The 12,893-nt window shown below is 65.7% G+C and carries 13 protein-coding genes; 9 read left to right on the top strand and 4 right to left on the bottom strand.

Translation table 11 applies throughout. The annotated features are described in order from the left end of the window. Nucleotides 1-76 precede the first annotated feature (76 nt). From HSX14_RS22545 to HSX14_RS22535, 3 genes are all read left to right on the top strand, one after another. Nucleotides 77-754: an OB-fold protein gene (locus HSX14_RS22545; RefSeq protein ID WP_173171927.1), complete on the top strand. Its 678-nt coding sequence runs from the start codon at nucleotides 77-79 to the stop codon at nucleotides 752-754. Between the two features lie 1,038 nt (nucleotides 755-1,792). Further along, nucleotides 1,793-3,391, top strand: coding sequence for a M28 family metallopeptidase (locus HSX14_RS22540; RefSeq protein WP_173171929.1), 1,599 nt, complete (start codon nucleotides 1,793-1,795; stop codon nucleotides 3,389-3,391). A 101-nt stretch (nucleotides 3,392-3,492) separates the two neighbouring features. Then, nucleotides 3,493-3,945, top strand: coding sequence for a LexA family protein (locus HSX14_RS22535; RefSeq protein ID WP_173171931.1), 453 nt, complete (start codon nucleotides 3,493-3,495; stop codon nucleotides 3,943-3,945). Nucleotides 3,946-4,347: 402 nt separating this feature from the next. On the opposite strand, the gene HSX14_RS22530 is transcribed toward HSX14_RS22535, so the two are convergent. Further along, nucleotides 4,348-4,743, bottom strand: a complete 396-nt coding sequence (locus HSX14_RS22530) for a hypothetical protein (protein WP_173171933.1) — start codon at nucleotides 4,741-4,743, stop codon at nucleotides 4,348-4,350. A gap of 51 nt (nucleotides 4,744-4,794) precedes the next feature. Then, on the bottom strand, nucleotides 4,795-5,277 hold the full coding sequence (locus tag HSX14_RS22525) for a GreA/GreB family elongation factor (RefSeq protein ID WP_173171936.1): 483 nt from the start codon (nucleotides 5,275-5,277) through the stop codon (nucleotides 4,795-4,797). A 123-nt stretch (nucleotides 5,278-5,400) separates the two neighbouring features. On the opposite strand from HSX14_RS22525, the gene HSX14_RS22520 reads away from it, so the two are divergent. The 5 genes from HSX14_RS22520 (at nucleotide 5,401) to HSX14_RS22500 (ending at nucleotide 9,895) form a co-directional block, all read left to right on the top strand. Next, on the top strand, nucleotides 5,401-5,772 hold the full coding sequence (locus HSX14_RS22520; protein ID WP_111264584.1) for an antitoxin Xre/MbcA/ParS toxin-binding domain-containing protein: 372 nt from the start codon (nucleotides 5,401-5,403) through the stop codon (nucleotides 5,770-5,772). 35 nt (nucleotides 5,773-5,807) lie between these two features. Continuing rightward, a complete protein-coding gene (locus HSX14_RS22515) occupies nucleotides 5,808-6,560 on the top strand; it encodes an RES family NAD+ phosphorylase (protein ID WP_111264583.1) in 753 nt (250 codons plus the stop codon). Then, a complete protein-coding gene (locus HSX14_RS22510; protein WP_173171938.1) occupies nucleotides 6,557-7,612 on the top strand; it encodes an AraC family transcriptional regulator in 1,056 nt (351 codons plus the stop codon). The genes HSX14_RS22515 and HSX14_RS22510 overlap by 4 nt, the downstream gene beginning before the upstream one ends. 371 nt (nucleotides 7,613-7,983) lie before the next feature. Further along, complete coding sequence (locus HSX14_RS22505) at nucleotides 7,984-8,367, top strand: tetratricopeptide repeat protein (RefSeq protein WP_228723485.1); 384 nt, start codon at nucleotides 7,984-7,986, stop codon at nucleotides 8,365-8,367. 163 nt (nucleotides 8,368-8,530) lie between these two features. Then, on the top strand, nucleotides 8,531-9,895 hold the full coding sequence (locus tag HSX14_RS22500; protein ID WP_228723644.1) for a DNA recombination protein RmuC: 1,365 nt from the start codon (nucleotides 8,531-8,533) through the stop codon (nucleotides 9,893-9,895). A 70-nt stretch (nucleotides 9,896-9,965) separates the two neighbouring features. On the opposite strand, the gene HSX14_RS22495 is transcribed toward HSX14_RS22500, so the two are convergent. After that, nucleotides 9,966-10,850: a metal-dependent hydrolase gene (locus HSX14_RS22495; protein WP_173171944.1), complete on the bottom strand. Its 885-nt coding sequence runs from the start codon at nucleotides 10,848-10,850 to the stop codon at nucleotides 9,966-9,968. Then, nucleotides 10,847-11,761, bottom strand: coding sequence for an alpha/beta fold hydrolase (locus HSX14_RS22490; protein WP_173171947.1), 915 nt, complete (start codon nucleotides 11,759-11,761; stop codon nucleotides 10,847-10,849). Before HSX14_RS22490 ends, HSX14_RS22495 begins: the two co-directional genes overlap by 4 nt. Before the next feature lie 312 nt (nucleotides 11,762-12,073). Here HSX14_RS22490 and HSX14_RS22485 point away from each other — a divergent pair, with 312 nt between their 5' ends. Beyond that, nucleotides 12,074-12,886 (top strand): MerR family transcriptional regulator, encoded by an 813-nt coding sequence (locus tag HSX14_RS22485; protein ID WP_173171949.1) that lies wholly within the window; start codon nucleotides 12,074-12,076, stop codon nucleotides 12,884-12,886. Nucleotides 12,887-12,893: the final 7 nt, after the last annotated feature.

Here is a 12,893-nt window from a genome sequence, read left to right as displayed (position 1 = left end):
TGGAAATTGGGACGTACGTCTATATCCTGCGTGGCCTAGTAATGGCTACTTGCAATCATTTGTGAAGGACCACCTTATGGCTCTGCTCCAGTGCTTCGAATGTAAAAAACCCGTCAGCTCCGCCGCCGCCGCATGCCCCGGCTGCGGCGCGCCTGTCCAACAGCACGCGCCTGCCGTGGTGGCAGCCGTGCCCCAGCGCACCATGGGCTTCTGGATGGTCATTGGCGTGCTCTTTATGCCGTACATCTTCGCCTGGTTCTTGCTGCGTAAAGGGTACTCGCGCTCCGCCCGTGTGGTTGGCTTCTCTTGGATGTTTATCGGTCTGCTGGGCCTTATGGTCAACAAGGTGCCTCACACCAAATCCCCAGACTTTGATCCGGTCGCGGCTGCCCAGCAACGCGCCCAACTGAAAGCCGAGCAGGAAGCCCGCGAAATCGAGGCGCTGCCGCTTTACAAAGCCTCGGAACTGGCCCGCGCCTACGCGGACAACACCGTCGCCGCCGACCAGGAGTTCAAGGGCAAGCGCTTCAAGGTGACGGGTACTGTGGATGCGATTAACACCGATTTCCTCGGCAAACCCTACGTGAGCCTGAGGGGCGGGGTGAACCAATTCATGGAACCACAGTTCGCCTTCGACAAGGACCAGGTGGATGACTTGGCCGAGCTGCGCAAAGGCATGAAGGTGACCCTGGTCTGCACCGGCCGCGGCGACGTTGCCAAGACCCCGATGTCCCGCGACTGCAATCTGCTCTGACCTCGCCACGAGACACATTGAGTCGCTCTACCATCAAGGATTCAAATACCTTCTTCCCGCCATATACAAGGGCTCCAGAGGATCACGCCTCTGGGGCCTTTTCGTTTGGGGACATTGTGGGGGAGTTGCCAAGCGGCCACCTTTGCATAACGCCTGTGCCTGGCCCCGCCAGATGTCGGTCATGGTGCTCTGCTACATTTGTTCCGCGAAACCATGGAAGGTAAATAACGCGTGCTTTTCTCTTGGGCTCCTTCCTGGTTTCTCTTGGTACCTTTGACTGCGCCTGCACTCGACCTTGTCGGCGGCGCTATGAAAGTGGTCTCGGTTGAGCTGGTAGCCGACTCCCAGTTGGTGATCAAACTCGACAATGGAGGCGGTAAAACAGAATCCCTATGGGGCGTTTGCACCTTAGGTGAGTTGGGATACGACGGGGTGGAAGCAGGAGCTCCGATTAGACCTGACGAAAGGTCCCAGGCGATTGCTTATCGCGCCTGCAAGGATGCAGTTAACGAGTCACTGCGTTAGTCCAGCAGCTCGGCGGGCGATGACAAAAGCCCCGTTCAGGACTTCTGGTTACCCGCAACGGTCACGGACATCAGAGGTTGTCACGACGTTTCGCTACGTTGATGACCGAGATATTGCGGGATCCGACCAGATACTCCATTCATGTGAATTTCTGGTTAGTGAGTAAACATCTCCCCAGATCGGTGGCTCGCTAAGCGAGGCCCATAAAATCTTATTCAGTGCTCCATTCATCCATCGGATCCGTTTCCGCGTCACTCATTCCGCCTCGCTTCGGAAATGACGGCTACACAATATTTTCTGATATCAAATTGAAGTCAGCTGCCGGCGCGTTCGTCGCAACTTGCGCCTTTTTGTATCGAAAAAGCGACAAGGCGCACGTTTTTCCCGTCACGCGCGAAGAACCCCGGCTACACCCTCCAGTCTAGGTTTTAGGCCGTCCGAAGGAAGTACCGGACAGTGGCGCAATGCCATTTCAGGCCTGCCTACAACCACTTCAAAAGGATTGGAGTCAGCATGAAAAATAATTTCAGACGTGTTGTCGGTTCCCTCGCGTTCGCCGTTTCCACGGCATCCCTTGCAAGCCCCGCCGCAGATGCCGAATTCAAGGAATTCTGGAGTCCCGGCAAACCCAACCCCTCCATCTGCAATTCGCCGCTGCTGGTGGGCACGCCGCTCGGGCTGCCGCGCTGCCTGCAGGCGAGCAACGTCTTCACCCGGCTCCAGGCGCTGCAGGACATCGCCAGCCTCAACGACGGCAATCGGGCTGCCGGTCAGCCGGGCTACCAGGCGTCCATCGACTACGTGAAGAAGACCCTGCAGAAGGCCGGCTACAAGGTGACGGTGCAGCCGTTCCCCTTCACCGCCTACTACCCCAAAGGGCCGGGCACCCTGAATGCGATCACGCCGACCCCCGGCAGCTATGTCTGGGAGACCGACTTCACCTACCTCTCGCAGAGCGAGGCCGGTGATGTGAGTGCACCGGTGGTGCCCGTGGACGTGGCGCTGGGGGCGGGCAACACCTCCTCCAGCGGGTGCGAGGCGGAGGACTTCGCCAACTTCCCCAGCGGTTCCATCGCACTGATCCAGCGCGGTACCTGCAACTTCGAGATCAAGGCCGAGAACGCCGCGGCGGCTGGTGCAGCGGGGGTGATCATCTTCAACCAGGGCAACACGGATGACCGCAAGGGCCTGGAGAACGTGACCCTGGGCGATGGCTACGAAGGTGGCATCCCGGTGATCTTCGCCACCTACGACAACGGTGCGGCCTGGGCCGGCACGGCAGGCCTGCAGCTGCGCATGGTCGTCGACGTGGTGCGCTCGAAGACCCAGACCTACAACCTGGTCGCCGAGACCCGCTACGGCAATCCGAAGAACGTCGTGATGGTGGGCGCGCACCTGGACTCGGTATTCGAGGGCCCCGGCATCAACGACAACGGTTCCGGCAGTGCCGCGCTGCTGGAGATGGCCGTGCTGCTGCGCAAGGCCTATCCGTTGAACAAGATCCGCTTCGCCTGGTGGGGCGCCGAGGAGTCCGGGCTGGTGGGCTCGACCTACTACGTCAACAACCTCACTCCCGAGGAGAAGAAGAAGATCAAGGCCTACCTGAACTTCGACATGATCGGTTCGCCGAACTACGCGAACTTCATCTATGACGGCGACGGTTCGTCCTTCGGTCTGCAGGGCCCGCCCGGTTCGGCCGCGATCGAGCACCTGTTCGAGGCCTACTTCAAGCTGCGTCGCGCGCAGTTCGAGGGGACCGAGATCGACTTCCGCTCCGACTATGCGCAGTTCTTCGAGGATGGCATCGCCTTCGGTGGCCTGTTCACCGGCGCCGAGGACATCAAGACCGAGGAGCAGGCGCAGAAATATGGCGGTGCGGCGGGCCAGCCCTTCGATCCCTGCTACCACAACGCTTGCGACAACACGGCGAACATCGATCTGGACGCGCTGGAGATCAACGGCGACGCCATGGCCTTCGCCACCAGTTGGCTGTCGATCTCGACCAAGATCATCGACGACGAGATCGCCGCTGCGAAGAAAGCCCAGGGCACCACGCTGCGCAAAGCCAGCGTGCGCAACGTCGAACGCTGGGGTGATGCCTACATCAAGTAACGCCTGACGGGTCTTGCGCCGGCCCGCCGGCGCAAGCTTCCCGTTGACGAAAACCGGGCGCACAAATACTGTATATAAAAACAGTATCAGGAGGCGCCGTCATGGGTAATGTCCGCATCATCGGCCGTCTGGGGCCGTCATTCAGCAAGCTCCCGCTCTACACCCTCGGCATCGATGAAAACGATGCGAAAGGCCCGGTTCGCCTGCGCCTCGACGGCTGCCTGAGCCTGGACGAGCTGCTGGGCATCGATATCCCACAGACCCTAACCGTCCGTCTGGAAGACGACAGCATGGAGGGCATCGGCCTCGCCCCAGGGGACCTGCTGCTGGCCGATCGCGCACGCGTAGCGACCGATGGCAGCCTGGTGGTGGCGGTGATCGATGGGGATTTCTACATACGCCGCCTGCGTCACGAAGAAGACGGCCAGCGCGTGCTCGTGGCGGAGAACGCCCGCTATCCGGCGCTGAGGCTGTCGCCCGGGCAGGACTGGATGATCCGGGGTGTCGTCACCCACAGCTTCCGCCGTCCGGAGCGCTGGCAACCACTGGCATGACGCGGGTGCGAGCAGATAGGGGCTTAGTGATGAGGAGCGGTCGCCTGCCTGGCCTTGTGCTCGTTCACCGGGCGTTCCACGGGCTGGCGAGGCGCTCGGGTCGTGGGGTGATGGTGGTGGTGGGTGATTCTGAGCATGGCCCAGAGCATCGCAACGGCTACCAGCAGCCAACCCAGGATCAACAACACGATAAAGGCTTCAGGACTCATCGCTAACCGCCTCGGTGCCCGCAAATGGGCACACAACTGGAGTTTAGTCCGGCATCCGTGACGCTTCCCTGACAGGCCCCGCCTTCGGTCGGCTGGCCGGCTTCTTCATCGGACGGGATGCGCAGGTGCTTGAAAACTTCGGCAGCGCGAGCGGCATAAAGTGCTGATCGGATGACGTGCGGTCAGGGCGGGTTCAGTTGCAGAAGCGCTCCACGTTCTGCCGCGCCTTCTCGTTGGGAGCGTTGCGCAGCTGGGCGGTCCAGAACTGGCATTTGGGGCTGGCCAGGCGTTCAGCCTCTTCGATACGGGCATTGTCGCGCTGTTGGGTCGCGCTCTGGTTCTGCTGGTAGCGCTCGAACATCTGCGCATTGTCCTGAGGGACAGGGGCAGGCTGAGGGCCTATCGGCGAGCCCAGGGGCGCCGTGGTGCCCTGGCCGACCTGCCCCCAGGCAGCGCCCACCAGATGCCGATAACCGAACCAGGCCGTGGCGGCGACGGCGAGGCAGCCGAGCCAGATGCCCAAGGCGATGCACAGCAACAATTTCACCGGGTCGAGGCTGATGTGAAGCGTGCGTTTTCGAGCGGGCATGGAACCTCCTCACAGGGTCGATGGGCCGATCAGGACGTGGCGCGTTCGCCCTCAGTGGGCGTCGATCACCTCGTACCATTGCTCGGTGCCGCCGATCGCCAGGGTGATCTCGGCGCCGGCGCCCTTGCCCAGCAGAGCCTGGCCGAGGGGGGAGCGCGGGGTGATCACGGTGATGTCCCCATCCTCGGTCGCAACCTTCAGGCCGGCGGCTTCCGGGCCGAGAAAGAGTAGCTGCTCGCCACCGTTTTCCGCGCCCAGCCGCACCAGGGCGCTGAGCTGGATACCCAGAGCCGGGTCGTGATCACGCAGCGCCAGGCCCTGGAACAGGCTGATCGCCTGCTTGATCTCGGCGGCGCGGCGGGCCTGTCCGGTCGCCAGGTAGGATGCCTCCAGTCCCAGCGTGTCGTACTTGTTCTCGGCGACGTTCTCTTCATGGGTCGCCGCTTCGTAGGCCGTCTGCGCCGCACGTTGCAGCAGCTCCAGGTCGTCCGAGAGCTTGGCGATGATCAGATGCTGGATACGGGCTTTGTCCATGGCGAGGACCCTGGTGGCAAAGGCCGCATTCTACGGGTGGAGTCACCGGAAGAGGAGAGGATTGTAATTTGTGTGTTTGCATCATATTTGCTTTATATTGATGCAAACGCACGGAGGAAATCCATGAGCGCCCTCAGCCGTCCCACTCTCGATCCCGATGCCGTCCTGGCCAAGGCCCTGCTCAATACCCGCGAGCAACTCGGGCTGACCCAGCAGCAACTGGCCGACATCGTCGGTGTGCACCGCACCGCCATCACCCGCTGGGCGGACAGCGGCGGCATCCGTCCGCAGAGCAAGACCGGCGAGCTCGCGCTGCTGCTGATCCGCGCCTACCGCGCATTGTTCGCCCTGTTCGGCGGCAACCTCGACGACATGCGCCACTTCCTGCGCACCGAGAACCGCCACCTGGGCGCCGTTCCCCTCGAACTGATGGGCCAGGTGCAGGGTCTGGTGAGGGTGGTGGAGTACCTGGACGCCATACGCGGCAAGATCTGATCGCCCCTCACAACAACAACGAAGGAAGGCTGGACATGGATATCTGGACGACCTGCCAGGGCCCGCAACACATCGGGCCCCTGCGTGGCCGCCTGGTGCGCCTGGTGGAGAGCCAGGAGCAGGTGGCGACCCTGCAGCTGGTGGACAACCTCGCCGAACAGGCGTTGCTGGAGGAACTCATCGAGACCAGCAAGCCGCCGTTGCCCAGGAGCGCCGAGCCGCTGCACTACCTGCTCAAGACCCCGTTCCGCTACCCGCCGCTGCGCTGGGGGTCGCGCTTCGGCACCGTCCACGAGCCGAGCCTGTTCTACGCCGCCTCGCGCCTGGAGACCGCCATGGCCGAGGGGGCGTTCTACCGCTTCGTCCTGTGGAGCGGCATGGCCGTGCCGCCCCCCAGCGGGCGCATCCTGTCCGAGCATTCCTCCTTCGAGGCGCGTTTCCAGGTGGAGCGTGGCGTGCAACTGCAATCGCCACCGTTCGATCGTCACGCTCAGGCACTGGCCGACCCGGTGGACTACCGCGCCAGCCAGGCGCTCGGCGCGGCCATGCGTGCCGCAGGCGTGGAGGCCTTCGAGTACCGCTCCGCGCGCTGCCCGCTGCAGGGCACCAATATCGCCCTGTTCACCCCCGAGGCCTTCACCGAGCGGCGACCACGCAACCTCACGCCCTGGCTCTGCGAGACCACCGCCGAGTACGTCGCCTTCAAGCATGCCCAGGCACCGGATACGCCGCGCCTGTTCCGCATGACGCAGTTCCTGATCGACGGCCACCTGCCACAGCCGGCATGACCGAGTCCTGGCCCCAGCGGCTGCTGGCCCTGGTCGCATCGCCCGCCGGTATCGCCGCGAGCTACGTCGAGTCGCTGCTGCCCGCCGCCGGCGAACGTGGGCTGGATGTCGACGCGTTGCTGCGGGCGGTGGATATCCAGGCGGAGCAACTGGCGCTGCCGGGCTACCGCCTGCCGCTGTTCAAGGCTTTCGCCCTCCTGCTCCAGGCCGAGCGCCTCGCCGGTGATGCGCTGATCGGCATGCGCCTGGGGTTGGCCGTGCGTCCGCGCTCCTTCCAGGTGCTGGGCTACTCGGCCATGAGCTGCGCCACCCTGGGCGAGGCCATCACGCGCCTGCAGCGCTTCGAACAACTGGTCTGGGACATCGGGGAAACCCGGCTGGAAGAGGAGGGCGAGTTCGTCGCCCTGACCTGGCGGCCGCGGGCGTTGCCCTGGGTGCCTCGCCAGGCTGTGGAGATGGCCCTGGCCGGCTGGCTGGCGTTCGGCCGCTGGTTGAGCGAGGAGCGTGCGCAGCCGGTGCGGGTGGAGTTCCGTCACCCCCTAGACGCCGGGAAGGAGGCCTACGCCGACGTCCTGGGTTGCCCCGTGCTGGGCGGTTGTGCACGCCATGCCGTGGTGTTCGACAAGGCCCTGTTGCAGATGCCGCTGCGCGAGGCCGACCCGCATCTGCGCGCCTTGATGGACGCCCAGGGCGATGCCTGCCTGGCCGCGTACCGTCTCGACGCCAATCTCGCCAACGAAATCCGGGCCGCGCTTTGCACCGGCCTGGCGCAAGGGCAGGTCGGCCTCGATGATGTGGCGGGGCGCCTGGGGCTCAGCACGCGCGTCCTGCGTCGCCGGTTGGGGGAATCGGCGCTGGCCCTGCCCACCTTGCTGGACGAGGTCCGCAAGGACCTGGCGCAGCTCTACCTGCAGCACACCGACTTCGCCTTGCTGGAGATCGCCTACCTGCTGGGCTTCGCCGAGCAGAGCTCCTTCTCCCGAGCCTTTCGTCGCTGGACGGGCACCGCGCCTACGGACTTTCGCCGGCAAAAATGCGCTGCGGCGCCCTGAAACGGGGCATTCAGGGGGTTGACAGGAATGAGTTGTGCACAATGGCGAAGCACCTTGTCATTTCGCAGTCACATTCGCCCGTAAACGCTTGATTTTTCGTGCCGCTTTTTTAAAGCAATGAAAAATAAAGGGTTTTCAGGTTGGTGAAAAAATCGCCAATTTGCAGGAGGCGCCCGTTTCATCGGCTTCGAAGGGCATTTCAATGACCTTTCCCACAGAGTTATCCACAGCTTCTGTGGATTGTCCCAAGCGCTTGCTCTAGAACGCCACTCACAGGCTTTGCAAGACTTTACCTGTGGAAAAAAAGGAGTAGAGTTGCGCGCCTTTCCGGCCTCCACACCCTTTACATGAAGTCCAGAGCTCTCGCCGAAATGTCCCAGCACAACCAGCGCCTGCCCCTGCGCGTGGCCCTCTGGTTGCTCGACAACCCGCGCCTCGGCCAGGCCGCCAGCGTCAAGCGCCTGGCCGGCAAGCTGCTCAAGCAGCCCGCTCGCCAAGGCGTGGTAGCCGCCCAGAGTCGCCTCGGGCAGATGCTCTGCCGCGATTGCGGCAACACCCGCGACCGCCGCATCGGTTTCGACATGCTGCGCCAGGCCGCCCGCGCCGGCGACCGCCGCGCCCAGCTCGAGCTGGGTCGCCTCTATGTGCAGCCCCGTACCCAAGACATGCAGCAGGCCTGCCACTGGCTGGAGCAGGCAGCCGCCCAGGGTTCCCACGAAGCCAAGCGCCTGCTGAGCCGCCTGCCCGGCGCCTGACCGCCGCGTGGGCGCTGGGTATACTGCCCGGCACCTTCCCGCGGAGCTTTCCATGCCCCTCGATTTGCCCAATCTGCTGATCGGCCTCGCGCTCGCCGCCGTCCCCCTGTTGGGCCTGGCCTGGCACCTGCAACGCCGCATCGCCGCCGCTGACGTCGAGCGCATGCTCCTCGACGAACGCCTCGCCATCGCCCAGATGGCCCAGGACGGGCTCGGTGCCCAGCTCGACGACAGCCGTGCGGAAATCCGTGAACTCACCCAGCACAACGCCGCCCAGCAGGCCGAACTGGCCGCCCTGCGGCGAGAGTCCGAGCTGCTCGGCGCCGAGCGCAAGGCAGGCCGTGAGGCGCTGGCCGCCTGGAGCGAGGAGCGCGAGCGCAAGGAAGGCGAGCTGCGCCGCCTGGACAGCGAGCGTGCCGCCCTGGCCGCCGAGCTGCGTGAGCAGCAGGAATCGCACGCCCAGCGCCTGGCCGACCTGCAGGCAGCCCGCGATGACCTGCGTGCGCAGTTCGCCGAGCTGGCCGGAAAGATTTTCGATGAGCGCGAGCAGCGCTTCACCGAGAGCAGCCAGCAGCGCCTGGGGCAGATGCTCGACCCATTGAAGGAGCGCATCCAGGCGTTCGAGAAGCGCGTCGAGGAGAGTTATCAACAGGAGGCGCGCGAGCGCTTCTCCCTGGGCAAGGAGCTGGAGCGCCTGCAGCAGCTCAACCAGCGCCTGGGTGACGAGGCCACCAACCTCACCCGCGCGCTCAAGGGCCAGAAGACCCAGGGCAACTGGGGTGAACTGGTGCTGGAGCGGGTGCTGGAGCATGCCGGCCTGGAGAAGGGCCGCGAGTACCAGACCCAGGTCAGCCTGAGCAGCGCCGATGGCCAGCGCTTCCAGCCCGACGTACTGATCCGGCTGCCCGGCGACAAGCAGGTGGTGGTCGATGCCAAGGTCAGCCTCACCGCCTACCAGGTGCTGATCGCCGCCGAGGACGAGGCCGTCCGCGCCCAGGCGCTGAAGCAGCACGTGCTGTCCTTGCGCAACCATCTCAAGGGTCTTTCGGTGAAGGACTACCAGCGTCTGGAAGGGCTGCACAGCCTGGACTTCGTGCTGCTGTTCGTGCCGATCGAAGCCGCCTTCGCCGCCGCCCTGCAGGCCGATCCCGGCTTGTTCCAGGAGGCCTACGACCAGCACATCGTCATCGTCAGCCCGACCACGCTGCTGGCTACCCTGCGGGTGATCGACAGCCTCTGGCGCCAGGAGCGGCAGAGCCAGAACGCCCGCGAGATCGCCGAGCGCGCCGGCGCCCTCTACGACAAGTTCGTCGCCTTCGTGCAGGACCTGGACGAGATGGGCAGCCGCCTGCAGCAGCTGGACAAGGCCTACGCTGCCGCCCGCAACAAGCTGGTGGAGGGCCGCGGCAACCTCGTCAGCCGCGCCGAGAACATCAAGCTGCTCGGTGCCCGCGCCAGCAAGAGCCTGCCTGGCGAGCTGCTCGAGCGCGCGGCGGGGCTGCCGCTGCCGGATGAGCTGGACGAGTGATGCCTCCGTTCTGGCCCGGTTGCCGGGCCTCGCTCGCCGGCACCGGCCTGCTGAGCGCCCGAGTGGCCTGCTAGGGGGCTGGCTCCGCCGCTGCGCGCCGGGCCGCCGGTGAGCGCTCCAGGTAGTCCAGCGCCACCGCCAGGTCGCCTTCGCCGTGCGGGTGGAAGCCCGGCTGGTAATAGCGCAGCACCGCGCGGCCGATGCTGCCGGGCGTGGGCAGCTTGTCGCGGGCGCCCAGTCTCCGCCAGTGACGCAGGAAGCCGGCGCGCTTGGAGGTTGCGGGGTCCTGGCGCATCAGGCTGGCGGAGCCGACGCTGAACAGCGTGATCAGCGCGATGCAGGCCACCACCATGTAGAACCACCGCGCCAGGAGGCTCCCGCCCAGGTGCACGTGCAGGTCATGGGCGACGCAGCGGTGCTCCACCTCTTCGGCGCCGTGCCAGCGCAGCAGGTCGAGCATCACCGGGTCGGCCTGGTCGAGGCTGCGGGTGGTGATGATCCAGTTGCCCAGCACGCAGGTGAAATGCTCCACGGCGGCGATCAGGCCGACGCGCTGGCGCAACCACCAGCCTTGCAGGGAATGGCTCAGGCGGTTTTCGCCCAGGGGATGGTCGCAGAGCACCTTGTCGAACAGGCGATAGATGCCGGCGGTCACCGGCGTCGGGTCCAGCCCGTGGCGTTCCAGGTAGGGTTTCAATGCGCTGTCGTGGGCACGGGCGTGTTGCGCCTCCTGGCGCACGAAGCCACGCACGTCTTCGGCCAGCAGCGGGTCGCTCACCAGCGGCAGGGCCTTGTTGTACACGCGGCAGAACCAGAATTCACCGGCCGGCAGGATCAGGTGCAGGCTGTTCATGATGTGCGAGGCCTCGGGCTCGCCCGGCACCCAGTGCAGCGGCGTATCGGCGAAGTCGAAGCGCACCTTGCGCTGTTCGAGGCGGTGATGCGGCGGTTTCATGAGGCCCTCCTGGCCGGTTCCTCGCGGTCGACGAATTCGCGCAGCCACAGCGCCAGGCGCTGGGGTTCGGCCAGCAGTTGCCAGTGCCCGGCGCGCACTTCACGGCGCCACAGGGTCGGCGCCCAGCGGGTCAGCTCCTCGAACAGCTGCGGCCGCACGAAGCGGTCGCGGGTCGGGATGACCAGGTGCACCGGCACGTCCGTGTGGCGCTCGCGCGGGCGGAACAGGCTGCTGATGAAGTTGGCGCGGTAGAGCCGCACGCCGTGCTGGCCGTCGGCGAGCTGGGTGCTGCTGACGTGAGGCCTGGCCACGCCCTCGATGCGGCGCAGCAGGCCTGGCCAGGCACGGGCGAGCCCCAGGCGCCAGGTGAGTTCCGGCAGCAGCGGGGTGTGGAAGAAGGCGATGTACCAGGAGCTCAGCAGTTGCCCGAGCATCTGCAGGTAGGCCCCGGCGCGCCTCTCCCGCAGCCTGCTGCGCATCCAGTGGCCGACGTGGTCGAGGCAGGGGCCGGAGATGCTGGTGTAGGACGCCAGCAGCGGCTGGATGCGCGGCTCGGTCACCGCCTCCCAGCTCTGGATCGACCCCCAGTCGTGGGCCACCAGGTGCACCCGGCGATCCGGGCTGAGGGCACGGATCACCGCTTCCAGGTCGTTGGCCAGGTGCGGCAGGCGGTAGTCGCGGATACGCGATGGCACTTCGGATGCGCCGGCGCCGCGCACGTCGTAGGCGATGATGCGGTAGTCCGCCGCCAGTTCGCGCACCAGCGGCAGCCAGACTTCGTGGCTGTCCGGGTAGCCGTGCACCAGCAGCAGGGTCGGTCCCTTGGCATTGCCCCATTGATAGGTGGCGAGGCGCACGCCATCGCCCTGCACGGTGATGCGCTGGGGTTCGAGGCCGAGGGGCGCGTTCATCAGTTCGCCTCCTGGCGCGAGGGGAGGGTGGGCGTGGGGAAGGCGGGCATGGCGGATCTCCTGCTGGCCGAAATCGTTACATCGTTCGATGTCATCGATTGTCGGCCAGGTAGGCGGGACTGGCCAGACGCCCGGCCCTGATGCACGGGATGGCTGTTACCGCGTTACCGTCGCGCGCAAAGCACCGTGGCAGGCGGCTCGAAGGGCCGAAAGCGGCTTGCGGCGGGCGCCGTTGGCCAGCAGGTCCAGCCATAGGTTGGGCTTCCGGCCGCGCTGTTGTTGGCCGCCGAGGCGCGGGGATATGATCCGCCCATGAAGAATCCCCCTACCTTCCTGCAGCGGCTGCTGGCCCAGGCGCCGCACATCCCCGAGCCCGTTCCGGGCGAGGAATACACGGTCGACGAGCTGGCCCGCGAGGCCGGCACCACCGTGCGCAACCTGCGTGCCTACCAGGATCGCGGGCTGCTGCCGCCACCCGAGCGCCGCGGGCGCGTGGGCATCTACAGCGGCGAGCATCTCGCGCGCCTGCGCCTGATCGGCCAGCTGCTGGAGCGTGGCTACAGCATCGCCAGCATCCGCGAGCTGTTCGAGGCTTGGGACCAGGGTCGCGACCTGGCCCACGTACTGGGCCTGGAGCAGGCCATCGTCGGCGACTGGGCGCAGCTGGAGCCCACGCCCCTGGGCTTCGACGAAGTGCAGGTGCTGTTCGGCGACGAGCTCACCGACGAGGCCATGGACATCGCCCAGGCGCTGGGGCTGATCGAGTTCGCCGGTGACCACCTGCGGGTGCTCAACCCGCGCGTCTTCAACGCCGGCGTGCAACTGCACCGCTCGGGCATTCCGCTGCGGGTGCTGCTGGAACAGTTCGCCACGATCCGCCAGCAGGTGGAACCGGTGGCGGAGGGCATCGTGCGGATGATCGTCGATCACCTGGTCAACCCGCTGCTGAGCACCAGCCTGCCCCACGTCGCCGAGCTGGAAGGCCTCAATCGCCAGTTGCTGGCGCTGCGGCCGCTGGTGGAGCAGGTGGTGGACAGCGAGTTGGCGCGCGGGCTGCAACTCTCGGCCAACCAGGAGCTGGGCGGCCGGGTGGGCGAGCTGCTCAGGGGCTTCCTGAAGAGCTGAGGGCTGC

It is taken from the genome of Pseudomonas tohonis, assembly GCF_012767755.2.
Taxonomy (GTDB): Bacteria; Pseudomonadota; Gammaproteobacteria; order Pseudomonadales; family Pseudomonadaceae; genus Metapseudomonas; species Metapseudomonas tohonis.
This window is presented reverse-complemented; position numbering and strand designations above follow the sequence as displayed.